The organism is Janthinobacterium sp. 64 (assembly GCF_002813325.1).
Classification (GTDB): Bacteria; Pseudomonadota; Gammaproteobacteria; order Burkholderiales; family Burkholderiaceae_D; genus Janthinobacterium.
In genome coordinates, this window is the sequence record NZ_PHUG01000001.1 from 2,635,024 (window position 1) to 2,658,816 (window position 23,793).

General features: G+C 64.7%; 20 protein-coding genes. 16 read left to right on the forward strand and 4 right to left on the reverse strand.

Annotated features, from left to right (window positions below; translation table 11 throughout):
• Nucleotides 1-141: 141 nt before the first annotated feature.
• Nucleotides 142-2,262 carry an acid phosphatase gene (gene acpA / locus CLU91_RS11580; protein WP_100874271.1) on the forward strand — a complete coding sequence of 707 codons (2,121 nt, stop codon included), beginning with the start codon at nt 142-144 and terminating at the stop codon, nt 2,260-2,262.
• Nucleotides 2,263-2,332: 70 nt separating this feature from the next.
• Here acpA and CLU91_RS11585 read toward each other — a convergent pair whose 3' ends face one another.
• Nucleotides 2,333-3,235, reverse strand: a complete 903-nt coding sequence (locus CLU91_RS11585) for a hypothetical protein (RefSeq protein ID WP_157814680.1) — start codon at nt 3,233-3,235, stop codon at nt 2,333-2,335.
• Nucleotides 3,236-3,403: 168 nt separating this feature from the next.
• Between CLU91_RS11585 and CLU91_RS11590 the strand changes: the two genes are divergently transcribed.
• The gene (locus CLU91_RS11590) at nt 3,404-4,300 is read left to right on the forward strand and encodes a hypothetical protein (protein WP_157814681.1); all 897 of its coding nucleotides are present in this window, start codon (nt 3,404-3,406) and stop codon (nt 4,298-4,300) included.
• Nucleotides 4,297-5,799 carry a hypothetical protein gene (locus CLU91_RS11595; RefSeq protein WP_100874274.1) on the forward strand — a complete coding sequence of 501 codons (1,503 nt, stop codon included), beginning with the start codon at nt 4,297-4,299 and terminating at the stop codon, nt 5,797-5,799. The genes CLU91_RS11590 and CLU91_RS11595 overlap by 4 nt, the downstream gene beginning before the upstream one ends.
• Nucleotides 5,800-5,875: 76 nt before the next feature.
• Here the strand turns inward: CLU91_RS11595 and CLU91_RS11600 are convergent, their stop codons facing one another.
• On the reverse strand, nt 5,876-6,295 hold the full coding sequence (locus CLU91_RS11600) for a hypothetical protein (protein WP_100874275.1): 420 nt from the start codon (nt 6,293-6,295) through the stop codon (nt 5,876-5,878).
• 292 nt (nt 6,296-6,587) lie between these two features.
• Between CLU91_RS11600 and CLU91_RS11605 the strand changes: the two genes are divergently transcribed.
• Nucleotides 6,588-7,658, forward strand: a complete 1,071-nt coding sequence (locus CLU91_RS11605; RefSeq protein ID WP_100874276.1) for a hypothetical protein — start codon at nt 6,588-6,590, stop codon at nt 7,656-7,658.
• Here CLU91_RS11605 and CLU91_RS11610 read toward each other — a convergent pair.
• The gene (locus tag CLU91_RS11610) at nt 7,651-8,610 is read right to left on the reverse strand and encodes a LysR family transcriptional regulator (protein ID WP_232730711.1); all 960 of its coding nucleotides are present in this window, start codon (nt 8,608-8,610) and stop codon (nt 7,651-7,653) included. The two genes, CLU91_RS11605 and CLU91_RS11610, sit on opposite strands and share 8 nt — an antisense overlap.
• A 110-nt stretch (nt 8,611-8,720) precedes the next feature.
• Between CLU91_RS11610 and CLU91_RS11615 the strand changes: the two genes are divergently transcribed.
• A complete protein-coding gene (locus tag CLU91_RS11615; protein WP_100874278.1) occupies nt 8,721-9,560 on the forward strand; it encodes a phytanoyl-CoA dioxygenase family protein in 840 nt (279 codons plus the stop codon).
• Nucleotides 9,560-10,381, forward strand: coding sequence for a sugar phosphate isomerase/epimerase family protein (locus CLU91_RS11620; protein WP_100874279.1), 822 nt, complete (start codon nt 9,560-9,562; stop codon nt 10,379-10,381). The genes CLU91_RS11615 and CLU91_RS11620 overlap by 1 nt, the downstream gene beginning before the upstream one ends.
• Here CLU91_RS11620 and CLU91_RS11625 read toward each other — a convergent pair.
• On the reverse strand, nt 10,366-11,295 hold the full coding sequence (locus CLU91_RS11625; RefSeq protein ID WP_100874280.1) for a LysR family transcriptional regulator: 930 nt from the start codon (nt 11,293-11,295) through the stop codon (nt 10,366-10,368). The two genes, CLU91_RS11620 and CLU91_RS11625, sit on opposite strands and share 16 nt — an antisense overlap.
• Before the next feature lie 120 nt (nt 11,296-11,415).
• Between CLU91_RS11625 and CLU91_RS11630 the strand changes: the two genes are divergently transcribed.
• From CLU91_RS11630 to CLU91_RS11675, 10 genes are all read left to right on the forward strand, one after another.
• A complete protein-coding gene (locus tag CLU91_RS11630) occupies nt 11,416-12,291 on the forward strand; it encodes an aldo/keto reductase family oxidoreductase (protein ID WP_100874281.1) in 876 nt (291 codons plus the stop codon).
• Nucleotides 12,292-12,312: 21 nt separating this feature from the next.
• Nucleotides 12,313-12,774, forward strand: coding sequence for a MarR family winged helix-turn-helix transcriptional regulator (locus CLU91_RS11635; protein ID WP_100874282.1), 462 nt, complete (start codon nt 12,313-12,315; stop codon nt 12,772-12,774).
• Nucleotides 12,775-12,939: 165 nt separating this feature from the next.
• On the forward strand, nt 12,940-15,315 hold the full coding sequence (locus CLU91_RS11640) for a M1 family metallopeptidase (protein WP_100874283.1): 2,376 nt from the start codon (nt 12,940-12,942) through the stop codon (nt 15,313-15,315).
• Nucleotides 15,316-15,326: 11 nt separating this feature from the next.
• Complete coding sequence (locus CLU91_RS11645; protein WP_198521459.1) at nt 15,327-15,800, forward strand: DUF6702 family protein; 474 nt, start codon at nt 15,327-15,329, stop codon at nt 15,798-15,800.
• A gap of 22 nt (nt 15,801-15,822) precedes the next feature.
• The gene (locus tag CLU91_RS11650) at nt 15,823-17,859 is read left to right on the forward strand and encodes a TonB-dependent receptor (RefSeq protein WP_100874285.1); all 2,037 of its coding nucleotides are present in this window, start codon (nt 15,823-15,825) and stop codon (nt 17,857-17,859) included.
• A gap of 105 nt (nt 17,860-17,964) precedes the next feature.
• On the forward strand, nt 17,965-18,699 hold the full coding sequence (locus tag CLU91_RS11655) for a 2OG-Fe dioxygenase family protein (protein WP_100874286.1): 735 nt from the start codon (nt 17,965-17,967) through the stop codon (nt 18,697-18,699).
• Nucleotides 18,700-18,841: 142 nt separating this feature from the next.
• Nucleotides 18,842-20,203: a hybrid sensor histidine kinase/response regulator gene (locus CLU91_RS11660; protein WP_100874287.1), complete on the forward strand. Its 1,362-nt coding sequence runs from the start codon at nt 18,842-18,844 to the stop codon at nt 20,201-20,203.
• Between the two features lie 261 nt (nt 20,204-20,464).
• Entirely contained in the window at nt 20,465-21,193 is a 729-nt protein-coding gene (locus CLU91_RS11665) for a CerR family C-terminal domain-containing protein (protein WP_100874288.1), read from the forward strand.
• Nucleotides 21,190-22,602: an efflux transporter outer membrane subunit gene (locus CLU91_RS11670; protein ID WP_232730712.1), complete on the forward strand. Its 1,413-nt coding sequence runs from the start codon at nt 21,190-21,192 to the stop codon at nt 22,600-22,602. Before CLU91_RS11665 ends, CLU91_RS11670 begins: the two co-directional genes overlap by 4 nt.
• A 13-nt stretch (nt 22,603-22,615) precedes the next feature.
• A complete protein-coding gene (locus CLU91_RS11675) occupies nt 22,616-23,785 on the forward strand; it encodes an efflux RND transporter periplasmic adaptor subunit (protein WP_100874289.1) in 1,170 nt (389 codons plus the stop codon).
• Nucleotides 23,786-23,793 lie beyond the last annotated feature (8 nt).

The window sequence follows — 23,793 nt, forward strand, 5'->3', positions numbered from 1 at the left end:
ATGTGACGGCTGCGTGACAAAACCCTGCAAAACCTCATGTATCAAGTCCGTACATTACGTCATGTAACAGGCGCTGACATGTCATGGAGCTGACATATTGCCTGCCTAGCATGCGACGTTTTCCACCCAAAAGGCATGCATATGAAACCGCACTCCCGCCCCGTCTTACGTCCCCTGCCTATCCTGCTGTCGCTGGGCCTGGCCGCCTGCGGCAGCAACTATGCGATCACGCCCAGCACCACGGGCCAGGTGATCGGCAGCTACTATGAAAACGCCCAGGTGTGCCTGGAAAGCGCCACGGCCAAGCTCACGTGCGACAGCGCCTCCACCGCCGTACGCACGGTGGCCGACGGCAGCTACACCTTGGACGGCAAGGGCGCCGTGCTGGTGACCGTCGGCACGGATGCCATCCGCCATGAAGCCATCGGCGACGCGGGCACCAAGGTCACGCAAAAACTGCTGCTGCGCGCCCCCGCCGGGCACAGCGCCTTCGTCAGCGCCCTGTCGACGGAACTGGCGCAAGTCATGGATGGCAATGGCGGCGACTTTGCGTCCGCCAGCGGCAAGCTGGCCGCGCGCATCGGCGTGTCCGAAGCGGGTCTGGCGTCGGACTTCAACAAGGCCAGCGGCGACGAGCTGGCGAAACTGAAGGCGGAAAACGCCAGCGTGACGGCCTTGATCGCCAGCGCCAGCGCACAGGCGGCGCCCGCCGACGCGCTGGCCGCACTGAATAGCAGCTTGGCGCTGAACAATATCCAGACCATCGTCGTCATCTACGCGGAAAACCGCGGCTTCGACAATCTGTACGGCCTGTTCCCGGGCGCCAACGGCGTACCGGGCGTCAATCCCACATCGACGTCCTCGTACGTGCCGCAGAAAGACATCGACGGCAGCACCCTGCCCGTGCTGCCGCCCACCTGGGGCGGCATGACGGCGGCAGGCCAGAGCACCGTCATCACGCAGGCGCAATCGGCCAACCTGCCCAACAAACCGTTCCAGATAGACGACGCCAATAGCCCACTGTACCTGCCGCAATCGGTGATCACGCGCGACCTGGTGCACCGCTTCTACAACAACCAGATGCAGATCAACGGCGGCGCCAACGACAAGTTCGCGGCCTATTCCGATGCGGGCGGCCTGTCGATGGGCTATTACGACGGCAGCAAGATGCAGCTGTGGGACATCGCGAAACAATATGCGCTGGCCGACAACCTGTTCATCGGCGCCTTCGGCGGCTCCTTCCTCACGCACCAGTACCTGATCTGCGCCTGCGCTCCCACGTATCCGAACGCGGATACGTCGGTGGCGAAAGGCTCGATCGCCAAGATCGACGTCGACGCCAACGGCAACTTCCTGCACCTGACGCCATCCGCCACGGCGCCGACCACGGTCTTGAACGGCGCGCCTGCCTATGCCAACGACGGCGCGCTGACGCCGGCCGACAGCACGGGCATGTTCTACGCCGTCAATACCATGCAGCCGCCGTTCCAGCCCAGCAGCAACGCGCCCGCCTCGGCCGACAGCAGCAAGCTGTTTGCGGACACGGGCAAGGCCAACACCCTGCCGCCGCAAACGCAGACGAATATCGGCGACCTGCTCTCTGGCAAGAACATCGACTGGGCCTGGTATGCGGGCGCCTGGAAGGACACGACGGCCCTGGCCACGGCCAGCGCGCGCGCCGGCAGCTTCCCGAATCCGCCCAACTTCCAGTTCCACCACCAGCCGTTCAACTATTTTGCCAACATGGACCCCGTGAAGGCGCCCGCCTACCGCGCCGCCCACCTGCGCGACTTCGACAGCCAGTTCCTGGCCGACGCGAGCGCCGGCAAGCTGCCGCCCGTGACCTTCTACAAGCCGCAGGGCAACTTGAACCAGCATGCGGGCTACGCCAGCGTGGCCGACGGCGACGCGCACATCGCCGGCGTCATCGCCCAGCTGAAGAAAAGTCCGCAATGGAAAAACATGCTGGTCATCGTCACCTACGATGAAAACGGCGGCTTTTATGACCACGCCGCGCCGCCGAAGGGCGACCGCTGGGGTCCAGGCACGCGCGTGCCGGCCATCCTCGTCTCGCCGTACGTGAAAAAGGGCTTGGTTGATCATACGCAATACGATTCAGCCTCCATCCTGCGCGCCATCACGCACCGCTTCTCGCTGCCCGTACTCGATGGTTTGAGCACGCGCGACAAGGCGCTGGTGGCCAACGGCGGCAAGCCCATGGGCGACTTCAGCGCCGCGCTGGCCTTGGTACCGCAAGAGTAAGGCTGAGTAAGCCTGAGTAAAATTCGCCCGCCCGGCTTGGCAGCGGCGGGCGTTTTACATGTTGTTGGCGCTACTGGCCCGGGGACGCATCGAGCAGCGAACGTTCGAGCAATTGCGACAACGCCGTGCGCAGCGCCTGCGTGCGCGCCGCCAGTTCCGGCCGTTGATAGCGCTCGGCGGCGATCAGGCTGCTTTCCAGGCAGACGCGGTCGCTTTTCGCCAGGCAAGCGTCGGCCAGATCGAGCTGGGCGCTGGCTTGCGCCACTTTGACCTTGGCGTCGAGTTCCAGCGTGTCGGGATCGTCGCCCCAGCGTTTTACGTAGACGGCCAGGCGCGTGGCGGCCACGTCCGGCTTGCCCGCGTCGAGCGCCTGGTTGACGCTGCCCTGCAGCGCCAGCCACGCCTGCGCCCGCTGCTGTTGCTTCTCGCAAGTAGCGGCGGACTTGGTGATGCTCGCCTGCAAGCGTTTGATCTGCGCGGCGGGCGCCCTGGCGCTTTTCAGCACGGCCAGCGCGCTACGCGCCCCGTCCAGGTCGCACTGCGCCGCCAGCGCAGTGGCGGCCTCGACCTGTTCCGCCACGCTGGCCGGCTTGTCTGCCGGCTTGTTATAAAACCAGATACCGGTCAGCACCACGGCCGCAGCGATCCAGGTGCGCAAGCGCACGGGTGGCCGTGGCGGCGGCACCGAACCCTTGATGGGAGGCTTGGCGGGCGGCGCCTTGGCTGGTGCTGGCGCGGGCGCCGCTGCGGCAGCCGGTGGCGGGGCAGGCTGGGGAGCCGGAGCGGGCTGGGGCGCAGCTTGCGGTGCAGGAACCGGTGGGGCGACGGGCACAGGCGGCGGCGCCACTGCCTTCGCCAGAACCGGCGCTGGCGCTACCTGGCGCGCGCCGCAAAACGGGCAATGCGCCACGCGCAGCGGCAAGGTCCGGCCGCAAGCGGCGTTGATGCAAACGTCATTCACTGTTTCAAGCACATTCCAACCTTTTCCTGGAGTCATTCCACTGCATTCTGCCGCAATATTACCTTACGCAAGCACGGCAACGGCGCACCGGCGCCGTGTTCCATGGCCTTGATACCGATCAAAAAGCCGCCGCCGCCGCGTCCTAAGCTGGAAGCACCGGCCAAGAACAAGGAGAACGCCATGTCAGCCCACCTGATCATCGAAGACGGCCAGCCCTGGTGGGACAGCGCCGACATCTGGGTCGTGCCAGGCAATGATCCGAATGGCCCGCCGGGCGCGCCCATCGCCGGCACCAGCAATTATCTGTGGGGCCGCGTGCACAACACGGGCGACAGCGCCTCGAACGGCGTGCGCGTGGACTTTTACTGGGCCGACCCGTCCGGCCAGATCGCCGTCGGTGCCGCCACGCAGATCGGTTCCGCGTTTGCCGACTTGCCGCCCGGCGCCACGCAGGAAGTGCTGTGCCTCGTGCCCTGGGTGCCCGTCATCGTCAACGGCGGCCACGAATGCCTGCTGGCCGTGGCCCATGGCGCGGGCGACATCAACCCGCTGCCCGACCCGCTGCCCAACGGCTTTGCCTTCCAGCCCAAACAGCACGAGCAGATCGCCCAGCGCAACGTCACCGTGGTGCTGGCGGCCAGGCGCGCGCAACTGCTGTCCATCGCGGTGGCGGCCCTGCCCCGCGCAACGAAAAAAGTGGAACTGCAGCTGGAGTATGGCGGCGAGCTGCCGGAACGCCTGCTGGCCACCCTGGGCCTGGAAAGATGGCAGCCGGCCAGGGAAGCGCACCTGGTAGCGGGTCTGGCGCGCACGCCCCATTGCAATGGCGATACGCCCGGCGAGCAAAAGCTGGCGCTGGACGTGCCGCGCGGCCAGGCGCAGGCCGTGTACCTGAGCGTGCGCGCCGAAGCCTTGCCGCCACGCCAATATGCGCTGCTGCGCGTGCTGGAAAGCCAGGACGGCAAGCTCATGGGCGGCATCACGTATCTCGTCACCGATCTGGAGAAAGAGCAAGCGCAAGAGCAGGCGCAAGAGCCCGCGCAAGAGCGGCACCACCCCGAGGAGCAAGCATCATGAGCGACACCCCCCTGCAGGTGCTGACGCGGCCATTCGCGATCGAGCCCGTCACCAATATCATGCTGCCCGATGGCATCTTCGACAATGCCATCTATGGCTTGCGCATCGCCGCCCACGTCACGAACACGTCGGGCAGCGCGCTGACGAATGTCACCGTATACCTGGAAAGCGTGGGCGACCCCGGCATCGTGCCCGTGGCGCGCACTTTTTTCTTTGCCAGCATTCCCGCTGGCGCGGCCATGCTGGTCATGTGGGATGCCGACTTCCAGCATGCGGCGCCAGGCAAGAGACTCGTCAGCTTTGTCGCCAAGGCGGACGGCTACGCGCCGCGCCGCTCGATCCAGCAGATTTTTGTGTCGCAAACGCGCTTCGACAGCGCCACCAATACCTACACGTGCACGGTCGAGGAAGGCACGCTGGAACTGTCCAAGCCGCAAGGCCACTTGCCGGGCAAGCGCTGGGGCAGCACGGGCAATGATGGCAAAGAGTGCCGCTGCCCGCCGGGACTGGGTCCCATCGTGCCGACCGGCATGACGCTCGTCTGGACGCCGAATCCCGCCTATGCGGGCACGCATGGCGAGCTGCCATTTTCCGATCCGTGGTGGAAGATCCTCGCCATCATCATCGCCATCATTGCCGCGCTGGTCGCCATCATTGCCGCCGCGCTCGGTTCAGGCAAGGCCAGCTTCAGCGTGGGCGGCAGCTTCGAGGAAACCGATCCCAGCGTCGATTGCTGCTCGCTGGAAGGGGCCGGCTCGGGCCAGCCCGAATTCACGGTGGCAGGCGTGGCCTCGGCCATCGCCTCGGGCGCCATCGCCGTCGCCTGCTCCGATATCGCGGACCCGTTCTGGCGTGGCCAGGAAGCAACACCACCGGCCGCCGGCGAACTGACTCTGGCCGAGCGCGTGGTGGCGAAATGGGTGTTGCCGGAAGCGCCGAATGCGGGCCTGCCCTACACGGCCGACATCAGCTGGGAGTATCAGCGTTTCACCACGGGCGCCACCTACCAGCATGCCGTCACCGAAACGCAAGTCAACATCCACGTGGCGGGGCCCGTGGAAACGGATACGCCCGCCGTCGTGCAAGCGTATGAACCGCTGTGGATACGCGCCAGTTTCCAGCGCGACAATGGCAATGTCTTCCGCGGCACGGAACTGTATGCCTTCGTGCTGTTCCAGGCGCCGCAGGGCCTGTATTTCGTCGCATCGCTGACCGACGACGGCCTGGGCTTCGATCCGGGCGCCAACGATGGCGTGTATGCAGGCAGCCTGGACTTGAAACGGGCGCACCGCACCCTGCTGCAATATGATCAAAAGGTCTACGGCACCTGGAGAGTCTTTGTCTTCGCGCAAGACGTCAACCTGACCAAGCCCGGCACGCCGCCGGAAATCGCCGCCCAGCACATCGGCGGCATGTTCGTCGCCAGCGCCATCGAAATCACCTTCGACGATACATTACCCTGCCCACTCAAGGCGCAGGCGAATATCGTCGTCGTGTAATGTAGGGGGGCAGACCCGCCGGGTCTGCCCCCCGGTCTAGACGTAGAACAACGCCTGGGCGTTTTACCAGCCGCGCTTAAACTTTGACGCTTTCAGCCTTGGCAATGACCGTGCGCGGAATGATATCCGTCACAGGGCAAGTCTCCATCGCATCCGAATACGCGAGCCAGCGCTGCAGGCTTTCCATGCGGCGGATGGTAATGCCCTTGCCGTTGATATAGCCGATCTGTTCGAAATTGGCGGGGCTGGTGGTCAGCTTCGACACGGTGGGCGCATTGTCGACCAGGCGGTCGTAGGCTTTGCGCGCCTTGTGCTCCCACTTGGCCAGCACGGGGTCGTCAAAGCGGTTGCTTTCAAAATACACGGTGATGGTGCGGTCGTGATTGGCAAAGCCGACGATCGCTGCACCCTTGCGTATGGTCAGCAAGACATCTTCCTTGACGCCCGTGACGGGAACGAATACGGCAGCGCGCCCATCCGCATCAGGCCGCTCCATGGGAATATCTTGTCCGATTATGCTCATCGCATCACGCTCTTAGTTCTGGCTTGTCAGCCTGTTGTATTGATATGGTTCTGTGGAACCGCGCCTGGCGCAGACGGGCTCTACCGCTGCTCCCTGCCCTGTCCAAGCCCGCCGTCAAGCGGTTTGTCAATAATACATTGCCGTGTAGCACTACACAAGATCACCGCGCCACGGGCAAGCGGCCCTACGCCCGATGGCGAATGGTGGCGCCCGCGGCAATCGCCTTATAATGCCGTGTTTACTTCACGCCAGACACCTACGCACCATGACGCTTCCCGAGAATGACTCCAGCCGGCTCGACGCCATCAGCGCCGCCGCCACCGAAGTAGCCGCGCAAAACGTGGCCGACCTGCTGGCCATGGCCATCTGTCACCGCCCGGACGAACCGTCCCTGATCGTCTGCGACAAGCGCAGCTGGCTCAACGTCGTGCTGACGGAGGCCTATCGCCAGGCCTTGCCGGACGCGAGCCTCATCGATTTCGACGAGGTCACGCCCGAGGCCGTGCTGGCCGCGTTTGCCGAACTGCCCGCTGGCAGCCTCGTCGTGCTGATCCAGTCGACCAGCTTCCGCCTGGAAGCGTTCCGCATCCGCATCGAGCTGTTCAAGCGTGGCCTGAAAGTGATCGAACACGTACACCTGTCGCGCATGCCCGGCGTGCAGGGGCTGCACTACATCGCCTCGCTGGCCTACGACCCCGCCTACTATCGCGGCGTTGGCCATGCACTGAAGGCGCGCATCGACGTCGCCCGCCACGGCATGGTCGACAGCGGCGGCGAACAGCTGGTGTTCGCCTCGCCGTTCGAATCGGCCAAACTCAATATCGGCGACTACAGCGGCATGAACAATATCGGCGGCCAGTTCCCGCTGGGCGAAGTGTTTACGGAAGCGCAGGACCTGGAAGCGGTCAATGGCCGCGTGCGCATTTTCGTCTTTGGCGACACGCAGTTCATGGTCAACCGCCCCGACACGCCGATCACCCTGATCATCGACAAGGGCAGAGTCACGGGCACGGAGCACGCCACGCCGGAATTTACCGCCATGCTGGAAATCATCCGCGCGCATGAAGGCGAAGTGTGGGTGCGCGAACTGGGCTTCGGCATGAACCGCGCCTTTTCGCGCGAACAGCTGGTCAACGACATCGGCACGTATGAGCGCATGTGCGGCATCCACCTGTCGCTGGGCGCCAAGCACGGCGTCTACACCAAACCGCAATTCAAGCGCAAGGATACGCGCTACCACGTCGACATCTTCGCCGTCACCGAAGCCGTCTATCTCGACGACGAGCGCGTGTACGCCGATGGCGCATGGACGCTGGAACCCGTCACCTTCAACTAAAAAATCCGGCCGCCGCCAGCTCGCGGTCCCACGGCGGCACAGGCTGGTATTCGGCCACCAGGAAATCGATCAGCGCGCGCACCTTCGGCGACATTTGCCGGCTGGCCGGATACAGGGCGCTCAAGTGATTCAGGGGCAGCTCCCAGCCGGACAGCACGGGCAGCAGGCTACCATCGAGCAGGTTGCACCAGGCGAGGAAGGTGGTGCTGTAGACGATGCCCAGGCCCCGCTGCGCCGCCTGGTGCAGCACCAGCCCATTGTTCGCCGTAAAACCTGCCTGCACGCGCACGCCCACTTCCTCGCGCTGTTCTCCCTCTCCCCGCTGGAAACGCCAGTGCGTGCCGTCGGTCAGGTGACTGAAATGCAGGCACTGGTGCTGCAATAGCTCTTGTGGCGTCTGCGGCACGCCCCATTGCGCCAGATAGGCGGGACTGGCGCATAGCACGGCGCGGCACGGCGCCAGCGGGCGCATGGCCAGCGCGCTGCTGTCCGGGATGCCGCCCACGCGTATCGTCAAATCAAAACCGTGGCGTATCGGGTCGAGCAGCGCGTCGTCGACAAACAACTCGGCCCGCACCTGCGGGTGCAGCAGACTGAAACGGGCCACGGCGTCGGCCAGCCACGCGCTGCCGAAACTCGATGGCGCCTGGATGCGCAGCGGCCCGGCCAGCTCCGCCCCCGCTCCCGCCTGCGCCACGTGCGCCACCATGCGCGCCGCTTCCTGTGCCTGGCTGACGGTGGCCATGCACGGCGCCAGATAGGCGCGGCCCGCGTCCGTCAAGCTCACTTCGCGCGTGGAGCGGTGCAGCAGGCGCGCATGCAGGCGTTCCTCCAGCTGAATGATGGTCTTGCTGACCATGGCGCGCGTCAGGCCCAGGCGCTGGCCCGCCACCGTAAAGCTGCGCTGGCGCGCCACTTCGACAAAGATTTCCATCGCTTTTAGTTGATCCATGTCAAAGATTGTCTGCGCTTTGGCGACAATCTGTCAACCGCCGGGCGATTGTTTGCCACCTCCGCCCATCCTACAATGGCGCTTTCCATAGACCTTCCGGAGCCGCCGCCATGCTGACCACTGAACAACAAGAACAATACCAACGCGACGGCTACCTGATACTGCCCGATTTCAAAGGGGCGGACGACATCGCCGCCTTGCGCGCGCGTGCCGAGCAGATTGTCAACGAATTCGACCCCAGCGTCAGCCAGTCCATCTTCACCACGCGCGACCAGGCGAAGAACACCAACGATTATTTTCTCGCCTCCGACAACACCATCCGCTGCTTCTTCGAGGAAGAAGCGTTCGGTCCGGACGGCCAGTTGAAGCAGGCGAAATCGCTGTCGATCAACAAGATCGGCCATGCGATGCATGACCTGGACCCCGTCTTCCGCGCTTTTTCGGCCGATCCGAAACTGGCCGAGGTGGCGCGCGACCTGGGCCTGGCGGACGCGCAGGTGTGGCAATCGATGTACATCTTCAAACAGCCCGGCATCGGCGGCGAAGTGCGCTGGCACCAGGACGCCACGTATTTCGAGACCACGCCGATCAGCGTGACCACCTTCTGGTTCGCGCTGGAAGACGCGACCCTGGACAACGGCTGCCTGTGGGCCGAACCGGGCGGCCACCGTGGCCCCCTGCGCGAACGCTTCATCCGCAACGGCGACGCCGTGCGCGTGGAAAAACTCGACGCCACGCCATGGCCCGACGACAGCACGGCCGTGCCCTTGGAAGTGAAGGCGGGCGCCCTCGTCTGCTTCCACGGCTTGCTGCCCCATTACAGCGCGCCGAACCGCTCACCCGTCTCGCGCCACGCCTACACCTTGCACGCCACCGACGGACAGACGCAATACGCGGCCCACAACTGGATACAGCGCGACGACTCCTTCCCCGTGCGGGGCTTCGTCTGATGCGCATCGAGGTTTTTGCCGCCCACTGGGGCAATAACGACCTGCCGCCCGAGGTCTTCATCGACAAGGTAGCGGCCGCCGGTTTCGACGGCATCGAGATGTCGCTGCCGCTGGACGCCGCCCTGCGCGAGGAATGGACGGACCGCATCGCCAAGGCAGGGCTGCAACTGATCGCCGCGCAGTGGGAAACCGTGTTCCACAGCGACTTCGAGCTGCACCGCGCGGCTCTCGCCGAACTGCTGGACAACGCCTGCCTGGCGCGCCCCGTGCTGGTCAACACGCATACGGGCAAGGATTTTTATACGCAGGCGCAAAACGCGGAATTGATTGACCTGGCCGCCGCCATCTCGGCAAAACACGGCGTGCCCATCGTGCATGAGCTCCACCGCAGCCGCTTTTCCGGCCACCCGATGCTGCTGCTGCCGTATCTGGCGCAGTATCCCGAGCTGCCCTTGACGGCCGACCTGTCGCACTGGTGCTGCGCCTGCGAGTCCTTGCTGGAAGACCAGCCGCACACCCTGGCGCAAGTACTGCCGCTGGTGCGCCACGTGCACGCGCGCGTGGGCCACGCACAGGGGCCGCAGGTGGCCGACTTCCGCGCGCCGGAAGCCAAGCCGGCCCTCGACGCCCACCTGGCCTGGTGGGATGCCATCGTCGCCCTGCGCCGCGCAGCCGGCGCCGAGCGCATGACGTTCACGCCGGAATTCGGCCCCGCGCCCTACACGCAAACCTTGCCATACACGCAGCAGCCCGTGAGCGACGCGTGGGAACAGAACGTCGCGATGCTGCAGCTTTTACGCCAGCGCTATCCGACAGACTGAGGAGGCTGCGCAAAATTGGCCTGCACGAAATCGATGAAGGTGCGCAGCGGCGCAGGCAAATGACGCCGGCCCGCATAGTATAAAAACGGGCCGGGAAAAGGCATCGCCCACTCTTCCAGCACGGGCTGCAGCTGGCCCGCATCGATATACGGCTGCAGCCACTCTTCAAACAGATACACGAGGCCATGGCCGGCGACGGCCATGCTGACCGCAAAATCGGCCGCCGTCGGCGTGACGATCACGGGGCCGTCCGGCTCCACGCTCACTTTTTGCCCGTCCCGCTCGAACTCCCATGGTGGCACCGCGCCACTGAGGAATTTGCCCAGCAGGCAGGCGTGCTGCAGCAGGTCGCGCGGATGCGCGGGCACGCCGCGCTGCGCCAGGTAGGACGGCGCGCCCGCCACCGCGAAGCGCTGCGTGCGCGGGCCGATGGGGATGGCGATCATGTCCTGCTCCAGCCGCTCGCCATAACGGATGCCCGCGTCGCAGCCACTGGCGACGACATCGACAAAATTATTATCGACCACCAGCTCGACCCTGATCTGCGGATAGGCGCGCAGGAACTGGTCGACCATGGGCTGCAAAAAGAAGCGCGCCGCGTTGACCGGCACGTTCAGGCGCAAGATGCCGCGCGGGCTGTCGCGCAAGTCGTTCAGCACATCGAGCGCGCTGCTCACTTCCTCAAGCGCCGGGCGCAAGCGCGTCAGCAGCAGCGCACCGGCTGCCGTCGGCGTGACGCTGCGCGTCGTGCGCTCCAGCAGGCGGATGCCCAGTTGCTGCTCCAGCCGCCGCAGCGCCTCGCTCATGGCGGACGCGGATTGCCCGCTGGCGCGCGCGGCCTGGCGAAAACCCTGGTGCCGGGCCACCAGGGCAAAGGCGGACAAGTCGGCCATGGAAGGGTTGTCTGCATGCATGGGAAGAGCTTTCATTGTGCGGAAATGAGTACAGCCTGTGCCGGATTGACCCGATTATCATACAGCGCAATCGGCCTTACGATGGTGGCTCTTGTCCTCAACGACCACACAGGAGCTGCCATGCACACGTATTCCCCCGCCCGCGACCAATTCACGCCCGCTCATTGCGACATTGCCTTCACCCGCGTGGGCTACGGCGCCATGCAACTGGCCGGCCCGCACGTCTGGGGGCCGCCGAAGGACCGCGCCGCCGCCGTCGCCGTGCTGCGCGAGGCGATCGAACTGGGCGTCAACCATATCGACACGTCGGACTTTTACGGCCCGCACGTCACCAACCAGATCATCCGCGAAGCGCTGCATCCCTATCGCGACGGTTTGACCATCGTCACCAAGATCGGCTTCGTGCGCGGCGCCGACCAATCCTGGCTGCCGGCCGCGTCGCCACAGCAATTGCGCGACGCCGTGCACGACAACTTGCGCAACCTGGGCCTGGACGTACTCGACGTGGTCAACCTGCGCGCACCGGGCATGGCCGGCCCGGACGGCTCGTCGCTTGCCGAGCCGCTGGCCGTGCTGGTGCAACTGCAGCGCGAAGGCCTGGTGCGCCATATCGGCCTGTCCAATGTCGATGCGGGCCAGGTGGCCGAGGCACAGCGCATCAGCCCCATCGTCTGCGTGCAGAACCACTACAACCTGGCGCACCGCGCGGACGATGCGCTGATCGACACCCTGGCCGCGCAAGGCATCGCCTATGTGCCCTTCTTTCCCCTCGGCGGCTTTTCGCCGCTGCAGTCCGACACCCTGAACCAGGTGGCGGCCGCCATGCAGGCCACGCCGATGCAGGTGGCGCTGGCCTGGCTGCTGCAGCGTGCGCCGAACATGCTGGTCATTCCCGGCACCTCGTCGGTGGCGCATCTGCGCGAAAACGTCGCGGCCGGCGCGCTCACGCTCGATGCACAGGCGCTGGCGGCATTGAGGTCGCTTGCAACTAAGTAGCGCACTATATATACTGTGCCCATGGATACCACTACCGCTCCCAATCCCCTGCACCAGGTGCCGCGCCTGGACGGCCAGCTGTGCTTTGCGCTGTACTCGACCTCGCTTGCCATGAACAAGCTGTACCGCAAGCTGCTGCGTAAACTCGGTCTGACCTATTCGCAATACCTGGTGATGATGGTGTTGTGGGAGCGCGACGGCCTGACGGTGTCGGAAGTGGGCGAGCGCCTGTTCCTCGATTCGGCCACCCTCACGCCCTTGCTCAAGCGCATGGAGCAATCGGGCTTGCTGACGCGCACGCGCGCCGCCAGCGACGAGCGCCAGGTCATCATTTCCCTGACGCCGCAGGGCGACCAGCTGCGCCACGAAGCGGCCCTGCTGCCCGAAGCCATCCTGACGGCCAGCCACTGCAGCGTGGAGCAGGTTGTGGACATGAAACAACAACTGAACCAGTTGCGCGACAGCCTGATGAAAAGTGAGTAAAAACGCCGCTTTTCCGAGCAAAATCAGGCAAAGCATCGCCCTGACAGCGCCAGGCAAAAGCTGGCGTAAAATCCGCCTTTCTTTATTACAAATCGATACATGGACGGCTTCACCCTGCGTATAGAATAGTTGCCACTATTTCCTTACAACAACATCAGGGTGACCATGCGCATACCTTTCGGCTCCGTAGCCTCGTTGGCTCTGTGCTTTACCGTGTCGGCTTTCGCTGCCGAGCCATTCGACGACAAGTTCCGCCAGCTCGAAGAAGTGCTGCCCACCCCGAATACCTACCGCACCGCCTCCGGCGCGCCAGGCCACGCCTACTGGCAGCAGCGCGCCGACTACACGATCCGCGCCACGCTCGATGAAGCCAAACGCGAAATCACCGGCAGCGGCAGCATCACCTACCATAACCAGTCGCCCGACACGCTCGGCTACCTGTGGCTACAGCTGGACCAGAACATCTACAAGCCCGATTCCGACGCGCGCCGCATGGCCACGGCGCCCTCGCGCCAGGCCTGGGCCAAAACGGCGGGAGAAGACACGATGAAATTCGAAGGCTTGCGCGGCATCCTCGCGCGCGGCGACTTCCAGGGCGGCTTCCATATCCGCGCCTTAAAAGGTACCGATGGCCAGCCTTTGAAGTACGTTATCAACCGCACCATGATGCGCATCGACCTGCCGCAGCCGCTGAAGCCGGGCCAGGACTTCGTCTTCCAGATCGACTGGGATTACCGCATCAACGAACAGAAGGTGCTGGGCGGGCGCGCCGGCTATGAAGTCTTCGACGACAAGAACGCCCTGTTCGAAGTGGCGCAGTGGTTCCCGCGCATGGCGGCCTATTACGATGCGGCTGGCTGGCAGCACAAGCAGTTCCTCGGCTCGGGCGAATTCACGCTGGAGTTCGGCGACTACGACGTGCAGCTGACGGTGCCAGCCGACCATATCGTCGCCTCCACGGGCCAGCTGCAAAACCCGCAGGACGTGCTGTCTGCCGCACAGCGCGAGCGCCTGGAAAAAGCGCGCAGCAGCGACAAGCCCGTCGTCATCGTCACGCAAAAGGAAGCGGAAGCGGCCGAGAAAACAGTGAGCCGCGCGCAAAAGACGTGGCACTTCAAGGCAGCCAACGTGCGCGACTTTGCCTGGGCCTCGAGCCGCAAGTTCATCTGGGATGCGCAGGGCTACAAGAAGGGCGGCAGCGACGTGATGGCCATGTCCTACTATCCGAAAGAGGGCAATCCGCTGTGGGAAAAATACAGCACGCAAGCCATCGTGCACACGATCGAGCAGTACAACAAGTACAGCATGGCCTACCCGTATCCGACGGCCATTTCCGTCAACGGCCCCGTGGGCGGCATGGAGTATCCGATGATCTCGTTCAACGGACCCCGTCCGGTGAAAGACAAAAAGACGGGCGAGCTGACCTATTCGAAGCGCACCAAGTATGGCCTGATCGGCGTGATCATCCACGAAGTAGGCCACAACTACTACCCGATGATCATCAACTCGGACGAGCGCCAGTGGACGTGGATGGATGAAGGCCTCAACACCTTCGTGCAATACCTGGCGCAGCAGGCGTGGGAAGAGAACTACCCGGCCTCGCGCGGCGAACCGCGCGAAATCGTCGACTACATGCGTTCGCGCGACCAGGTGCCGATCATGACCAATTCCGAGTCCTTGCTGCAGTTCGGTAACAACGCCTACGCCAAGCCGGCGGCGGGCCTGAACATCCTGCGCGAAACCATCCTCGGGCGCGAACTGTTCGACTACGCCTTCAAGGAATATGCGCAGCGCTGGAAGTTCAAGCGCCCCACGCCCGCCGACTTTTTCCGCACCATGGAAGACGCTTCCGGCACGGACCTGGACTGGTTCTGGCGCGGCTGGTTTTATACCACCGATCCGGTCGACATCAGCATCGACGGCATCAGCGAATACGGCGTGAGTTCAAAAGACCCTGCCACGGAAAAAGCCTGGAAAAAGGCGCAGAAGGAGGCCCAGCCGGAATCGGTCACGAACCGCGCCAACAAGGGCATGCCGCGCCGCGTCGATGCGCATCCGGAACTGAAGGATTTCTACAACCAGCACGACGACTTCACGGTGACCAACAAGGACCGCAATGCCTATGCCGAAGCGCTGGCCAACCTGGAGCCGTGGGAAAAGGACTTGCTGAAACAGGGCAAGCATTTGTACCTGGTCGACCTGTCGAACGTGGGCGGCATGGTCATGCCATTGATACTCGAAATCGAACTGAAAAGCGGCAAGAAGTACGTCGAGCGCGTGCCGGCCGAAGTGTGGCGCTATTCGCCGAAAAAAATCACCAAGGTCGTCATCACCGATGAACCGATGGTGGGACTGGTGCAGGACCCGTACTGGGAAACGGCCGACATCGACACGAGCAACAATAGCTGGCCGAGACAGATCACGCCATCGCGCCTGGAACTGTTCAAGAGCGAGAAGTCGCCCAGGGATAACCTGATGCGCGACTTTCACACGCCGCTGAAAGGCCAGAACGGCGGCGCGGCCAAGGGCGACGAAGCGTGAAGCGCTGGCGCATGTTCGCGGCAAGCCTGCTGGCCTGCGCCAGCATGGCGGCCGGCGCCCACAATTTCCACATGGGCATCGCCGACATCAGCTACAACGCGGCCAGCGGCAGCACGGAAGTGGTGCACACCTACACGGGCCACGACGTCGAGGCGCTGCTGACGAACCTGTACCAGCGCCAGTTCGACCTGGGCCAGGAAGACAGCGAAGCGGCCCTGCGCCGCTATGTCGAAAAACAGTTTTACCTGGTGGGACCGGATGGCAAACGCTTGCGCCTGAACTGGGTCGGCATGAAAGTCAATGCCGACAACGTGGTGATCTTCCAGGAGATCGAACGCACGCGCCTGGCCCCCGCCACGCGCATCCACAACCAGCTGCTGACCGACTTCCTGCCCAGCCAGCGCAATACCCTCAACGTGCAGGACAGCGGCACGATCCAGACGCTGATTTTCGACCGCCAGAACACGGAACTGCCGATCCGCTAATCCCCGCTTCCCCCATACACCCATGACGCCACGCTCTCTTCCCCTCTTCCTCGCCGCCCTGTTTTCCGCCACCGCCGCCCATGCCGACGACATCTTCCAGCGCGTGCTGGTCGACGGATCGCGCCTGAACCAGCTGGGCGTGGCCGATTCGGCCAACACGGGCAGCGTCACGCAACGGCAGCTCGATGCGCGCACCAGCTACCGGCCCGGCGAATTGCTCGAAGCCGTGCCGGGGCTGATCGTCAGCCAGCATAGCGGCGAGGGCAAGGCCAACCAGTTCTACCTGCGCGGTTTCAACCTCGATCACGGCACGGACTTGCGCACCACCGTCGACGAGATGCCCGTCAACCAGCGCAGCCATGGCCACGGACAGGGCTGGACGGACCTGAACTTTTTGATCCCCGAACTGGCCATGCGCCTCGATTACAAAAAGGGGCCGTATGCGGCGGCGCAAGGCGATTTTTCCTCGGCCGGCGCGGCGTCCGTCGTCTACGCGAACCGCCTGACGCAGGGCGTCGCCAGCGTGGGTATCGGGCAAAACGGCTTTCGCCGCGCCCTGCTGGCCGACTCACTCGATGCGGGCGACGGCAGCCTGCTGTATGCGCTCGAAGCGCAGCACAACGACGGCCCGTTCACGCAGCCGGACCGCTACCGCAAGCTCAATGGCGTGCTGCGCTACAGCGAAGGCTATGCCAACAACGGCTTCAATGTCACGGCCATGGCGTATGATGCCAGCTGGAATGCCACCGACCAGATCCCGCTGCGCGCCGTGCAAGACGGCACCCTGGGCCGCTTCGACGCCATCGATGCCAGCGACGGCGGCAAGGCGCAGCGCTACAGCCTGTCGGGCGCCTGGCGCCAGACAACGGACGACATGTCGTCCAGGGTCAGCGCGTATGTGATCGCCAACCGCCTGGCCCTGTTCTCGAATTTCACGTATGCGCTGGACGATCCCGATAACGGCGACCAGTTCGCCCAGCCCGACCGGCGCGTGACGTCCGGCGTCAACGCCAGCCACACCTGGCACCGCCACACGGACAGGGGCAGCAGCGACACCACCATCGGCCTGCAGCTACAGAACGACAATATCCACAATGGCCTGTACCACACGCGGCAGCGGCAGATCCTGTCGACCACGCGGCAAGACCATATCGTCGAATCGAGCCTCGGCGTGTATGCCGAAAACAGCACGCGCTGGTCGCGGTCGCTGCGCAGCGTGGCCGGCCTGCGCGCCGACGCCTACCGCTTCGACGTGCGCAGCGACCGCGCCGCCAATTCGGGCAAGGCCAGCGACCATTTGTTCAGCCCCAGCCTGAGCGTGATCGCCGGACCGTGGCGCGATACGGAAGCGTATCTCAACATCGGCAACGGCTTTCACAGCAACGACGCGCGCGGCACGACAATCACGGTCGACCCGAAATCGGGCGAAGCGGCCGACAAGGTCACGCCCCTGGTGCGTTCGCGCGGACTGGAACTGGGCTTGCGCAGCGCCGCCATCGCCGGCCTGCAAACGTCGCTGTCGCTGTACCGGCTGGACTTCGATTCCGAACTGCTGTTCATCGGCGACGCGGGCGCCACCGAGGCGGGCCGCCCCAGCCGCCGCTACGGCATCGAGTTTTCCAGCTACTACAAGGCGGCCAGCTGGCTGTCGCTGGACCTGGACCTGGCGTATGCGCGGGCGCGCTCGCGCGGCAGCGACCCGGCCGGCGACTTCATCCCCGGCGCCATCGAAGGCGTGGCCCAGCTGGCCATGACGGTGACGCCGCGCGGGCCATGGTCAGGCTCTTTGCGCCTGCGCTACTTCGGCCCGCGCCCCCTGACGGAAGACAACAGCGTGCGCTCGTCGGCCAGCGTGGGATTGAACGGGCGCCTCGCCTACCAGATCGACAAGACCTTGCGCGTGGAGCTCGAAGGCTACAACCTGGCCAACCGGCGCGACTCGGCCATCGACTATTACTATGCCTCGCGCCTGCCCGGCGAAGCGCAGCCCGTCGACGATATCCACTTCCATCCGGTGGAATCGCGCTCGCTGCGCCTGACCCTGGTAAAGAATTTTTGACTCGGCAAGCATAATTCCTGGCGGACGTAGCACAAGAGTCGCCGCGAAGTCGTAGAATGCCAGGCTGGATAAACTGAGACAGGCCGCGTTGCGGCCCGCACCGCCATGAGCACTTCCGCACCGATCTTTACCGACCCGTCCCACGTCAAGGACGCCTTGCGCGATGACGGCTATGCCGTCCTGCGCCCGCAGGACGTGGCCGCGCTGGCCGGCTGCCCTTTGGCCGCATTGCGCGCGCTGGAACCAAGCTGGAATACTCTGGCGCTGGACAATTACCTGAAAGATGGCGGCCGCTATCGCCGCCGGCGCCACTCGTGCTTCGTGCAGGATGGTGAGCGCCTGACGCAGACGGCGCACCGCCCGCACTGGCAACCGGTCGAATACAACGCCCTGCATGGCGGCATGCACCGCCTGTTCGAGCCGGTCGAGCCGGCCATCGTCGCGCAGCCAGCCTGGCAGCAGCTGATCCGCGCGCTGGGTGACGCCTGCTCGCAGGTCAAGGGCAGCCAGCCGTGGTTCATCGAGGCGCACCAGTTCCGCATCGATACGACCGATGGCATCGGCCGCCCCACGCCGGAAGGCGCGCACCGCGACGGCGTCGATTTCGTCGCCGTGCTGCTGATCGGGCGCGAACAGGTCAAGGGTGGCGAGACGCGCATCTTCGAAGCCCATGGTCCCAACGGCAAGCGCTTTACCCTGACCGAGCCGTGGTCGCTGCTGCTGCTTGACGATGCGGCGGTGATCCACGAATCGACGCCGATCCAGCCCATCGGCGAGCATGGCCACCGCGATACGCTGGTGCTGACGTATCGCGCCGGCCAGTTCCAGGGCGAAAACTGACAGACGGCCACAGCATTCACTGTGGCCAAAATAGTTACTTGCAAGTTACTTTTACAGACCTAAATCCGATATAGTCATACGATGTCGATATTGCGCGCGCACCGCGCCCAGCATCACCACACTGAAATTCTAGGAGAGGTCTGTGGACTCCAACAACCAAATCAAGCCTGACGAAATCGAGATCCTGATCGTCGAGGACAGCCCGACCCAGGCGGAGCGATTGCGCCGCCTGATCCAGTCGCTGCACTACAACGCGCGCGTGGCGGCGAACGGCCAGCTGGCCCTGGCCGCCATCCGCGAGCGCAAGCCGCACCTGGTGCTGTCCGATATCGTCATGCCTGAAATGAATGGCTACGACCTGTGCCGCGCCATCAAGTCCGATCCGACCCTGCGCGACATTCCCGTGATCCTCGTCACCTCGCTCAACGACCCGAAGGACATCATCCGCGGCATCGAGTGCGGCGCCGACAATTTCATCCGCAAGCCCTACGCGGAAGACTACCTGCTCAACCGCATCAGCCACATGCTGATGAACCAGAAGCTGCGCAAGAACCAGAACGTGGAAATCGGCATCGCCCTGTACCTGGGCGACCAGAAGCACTTCATCAATGCGGAACGCCAGCAAATCCTCGACCTGCTGATCTCGACGTATGAACAAGCGGTGCAGGTCAACGGCGAACTGCAGGCGCGTGAACGCCAGGTGATTGAACTGAACATGCGCCTGGCGCACCATGCGGCCGAACTGGAAACCATCAACCGCGAAATCGCCCTGAAAAACCTGGAACTGGCCGAGGCCAGCCGCATGAAGTCCGCCTTCATCGCCAATATGTCGCATGAACTGCGCACGCCGCTGAACGCCATCATCGGCTTCACCGGCGCACTGCTGATGAAACTGCCCGGCCCCCTGACGTCGGACCAGGACAAGCAGCTCAATACCATCCGCGCCAGCGCGCGCCATCTGCTCTCGCTGATCAACGACATCCTCGACGTGGCCAAGATCGAAGCGGGCAAGCTGACCCTGTCGATCGAACCCGTGCACTGCCAGGAGCTGATGACCGAAGTGGCCGACACCTTGCGTCCCCTGGCCCAGCAAAAGGGCCTGGCGCTGGAAATGGCACTGGGCGAGCCAGGCCAATCTCCCGCCATCATCGACACGGACCGCCGCGCGCTGACGCAAATCCTCATCAACCTGCTCAACAACGCCATCAAGTTCACGGAACAGGGCACGGTGCGCATCAGCCTGTCGCAGCGCGACGAAGACGGCGTGCTGGTGACGGAAATGAGCATCGCCGACAGCGGCGCCGGCATCAAGGAAGAAGACCAGGCCAAGCTGTTCCAGGCCTTCTCGCAACTCGATTCCACCTCCACGCGCCACGTGGAAGGCGCGGGACTGGGGCTGTACCTGTGCCAGAACCTGGCCAACGCCATCGGCGGCGCCCTGTTCTTCAACAGCGACTACGGCTCCGGCAGCACGTTTACGCTGGCCCTGCGCAGCAAGCCCTGATGCGGGTGCGCCGCAGCATAAATCTGGATTTATTGCCATCTGAAGCAGATCGATACCGTAGTTCTACGGTATTGCACCGCACCATTTTCAGCGCTATAGTGGAACTGTCTCCTCCAATTCGTTCCCTGAACATTGGATTACGCCCGCGCTAATACGCGGGCTTTTTTTTGCCTGCGTTTTCCACGCATCTTCATCCTTTCTTAACTAAATCAAACGATTTAGTTATATCAATCGTTTGAGATATATGATTAAATCTCCGGCATGATTGAAAAAAATATTCCACACACATCACATGCCGACGACGGACGCAAGCCCCGTTCCGATGGCGAACAGTCACGCGAGCGGCTGCTGCATAGCGCCATCCGCCTGTTTGCCGAACAGGGCTACGCCAAGACCTCCACGCGCGAACTGGCGCAGGCGGCCGGCACGAACGCAGCGGCCATCCGCTACTATTTTGGCGACAAGGCGGGCCTGTACCGCGCCGCCTTTGCGCAGCAGTCAGCCGACCCGCAAGACAATATCGCCCTGTTCGACCAGCCCCATTTCACCTTGCGCCAAAGCCTGGAAGGCTTTTATGCGCAGTTGCTCGCCCCCATGCAGCAGGGCGACATCGCGCGCGACTGCATGCGCCTGTGGTGCCGCGAAATGCTCGAACCGACGGGCCTGTGGGCGCGCGAGATCGACCAGAACATCCGCCCCGAACACGAGGCGCTGACGCGCGTGCTGGCACGCCACCTGGGTGCGCCCGACAACAGCGACGACATGCACCGGCTGGCGTTTTCCATCGCTTCGCTGGCCCTGCAGCACATGGTGGGCACCGAGGTGCTGCAAACCTTGCGTCCGCAATTGCTGGAATCGCCGCACGCGATCGACACCTGGCTGGCGCGCCTGACCGACTACGCGCTGGCCATGGCCGACGTGGAGCGCCAGCGCCTGGCCACGCCGCCCTCTCCCCCTACCGTTCAACGACAAGCAGAAGGACCAGCATGACGACCATTCGATGCACCGTTCAACGCGCCCTGGCCGCCAGCATCTTGCTGGCGCTGGGCGGCTGCGCCCTGCAGGCGCCGCCCGCGGCGGTGGCCGCCAGCGCACCCGCGCAATGGCAGGCGCCGCTGCCGCACAATGGCAGCCTGACGGACCTGGCCAGCTGGTGGCAGGGCCAGGGCGACAGCCTGCTGGTGGAATTGATCACCGATGCGCAGCAGGTCAGCCCGACCATCGCCGCCGCCGGCACGCGCATCGCGCAGGCGCGCGCGGACCGCATCGCCAGCGGCGCCGCGCTGGCGCCCAGGCTCGACGCGACGGGCAGCGTGGTGCGCACCAGCCAGCAATCGGCGCAACCGAGCGGCACCACTTCGCAGGCCGCGCTGCAAGCGTCGTGGGAAATCGACGTGTTTGGCGCCAACCGCGCCACGCGCGATGCGGCGCAGGAGCGCTACGACAGCGCCCGGGCGCTCTGGCATGAGGCGCGCGTCTCGGTCGCCGCCGAAGTGGCGAACCAGTACTACGCCTTGCGCACCTGCCGGCAATTGCAGGCCGTGTCCGAACAGGATGCCGTCTCGCGCCGGGACTCGGCGCGCCTGACGGAACTGAGCGCCGGCGCCGGCTTCCAGCCGCCCGCCAACGCCGCCCTGGCCCGCGCCAGCGCCGCCGAAGGCGCCAGCCGCGCCATCGAACAGCGCGCCGCCTGCGACGTGAACATCAAGGCGCTGGTGGCCCTGTCGGCCATGCCGGAAGAGACGCTGCGCCAGAAGCTGGCGGCCAGCCCCGCCATCCTGCCTTCGCCTGTGGCAATCGCGGAACTGCCGGCGCACACGCTGGGCCAGCGTCCCGACATCTACAGCGCCGAGCGCGAAGTGGCGGCCGCCAGCTTCGAAGTGCGCGGTGCGCAGGCGCAACGTTATCCCCGTCTGAGCCTGGCCGGCTCCATCGGCAAGGGCAATATCCGCGCCGGCGGCACCAGCATCACGGCCAGCACCTGGAGCATCGGTCCGCTGGCCGTCAGCCTGCCCATCTTCGACGGCGGCACCCGCCGCGCGCAGGTCGACGCAGCCACGGCGCGCTACGACGAAGCGGTGGTGAAATACCGCGCCGGCGTGCGCCAGGCCGTGCGCGAAGTGGAAGAGGCGCTGGTCAACCTGGCCAGCACGGACGAGCGCAGCGGCCACGCGAAAACGGCCCTGGAAGGCTACCGCGTGTCGTTCGTCGCCACGGAAGACCGCTACAAGAATGGCCTGGCCAGCCTGATCGAACTGGAAGACGCGCGCCGCACGCGCCTGGCCGCCGAAAACACCGTGGTCAACCTCGAGCGCGAACGCAGCGCCGCCTGGGTGGCGCTGTACCGCGCCGCCGGCGGCGGCTGGACCAGCAGCGCCATCGCCAACAATGCCCCCTGACGGATACGACAACATGAAAAAAATGACCTTGAAACCGATGGCGCTCGCGCTGGCCGCCCTTTGCGTGGTGCTGGGCGCCGGCGTGGCCCTGTACTCCCCTTCCTCGACGGCGGCCGACGACGCCAAGGACAAGAACGCGGCACCAAAGCCTGCGCTGACCGTCACCACGGCCAAGCCGCAAACGGCCAGCCTGCCCATCAAGCTGAAGGCCAACGGCAACGTGGCCGCCTGGCAGGAAGCCGTCATCGGCAGCGAATCAAACGGCTTGCGCCTGACCGACGTGCGCGTCAACGTGGGCGACGTGGTGCGCGCCGGCCAGGTGCTGGCCGTGTTCTCGAACGACACGGTCAACGCCGACGTGGCGCAGGCAAAAGCCGCCGTGCTGGAAGCACAAGCCAATGCCGCCGAGGCGGCCGCCAACGCGCAGCGTGCCCGCTCGCTGCAAAGCACGGGCGCCATCAGCGCGCAGCAGATCAGCCAGTACCTGACGGCCGAACAGACGGCCAACGCGCGCATCGCGTCCGCCAAGGCGCAACTGGCGTCGCAGCAGTTGCGCCTGAAATACACGCAGGTGGTGGCGCCCGACAGCGGCATCATCTCGTCGCGCTCAGCCACCGTGGGGTCGGTGGTGGGCGCCGGCACGGAGCTGTTCCGTATGATCCGCCAGGGCCGCCTCGAATGGCGCGCTGAAGTGACGGCCACCGAGCTGCTGAACCTGAAACCGGGCACCCTGGCGCAAGTCAAGGCGGCCAATGGCAGCATCCTGACGGGCAAGGTGCGCATGATCGCCCCCACCGTCGATCCGCAGACGCGCTCCGCCCTCGTGTACGTGGACCTGCCGGCCAGCACGGGCAACAATGCGCCGTTCAAGGCCGGCATGTACGCCAGCGGCGAATTTGAACTCGGCACCTCGGGCGCGCTGACGGTGCCGCAGCAGGCCATTGCCGTGCGCGACGGCTTCAGCTATGTCTTCCGCCTCAATGCCGACCAGCGGGTCAGCCAGATCAAGGTGCAGGCCGGACGGCGCCTGAGCGACCGCATTGAAATCCTGGGCGGCATCACGGCCGACACGACGATTGTCGTCAGCGGCGCCGGCTTCCTCAATGACGGCGATCTGGTACGCAATGTGGCGACACCGGTAGCGGCACCGGCGGCAGCCAAGCCGGCCGCAGCGAAAAAATAAGGAGAGGC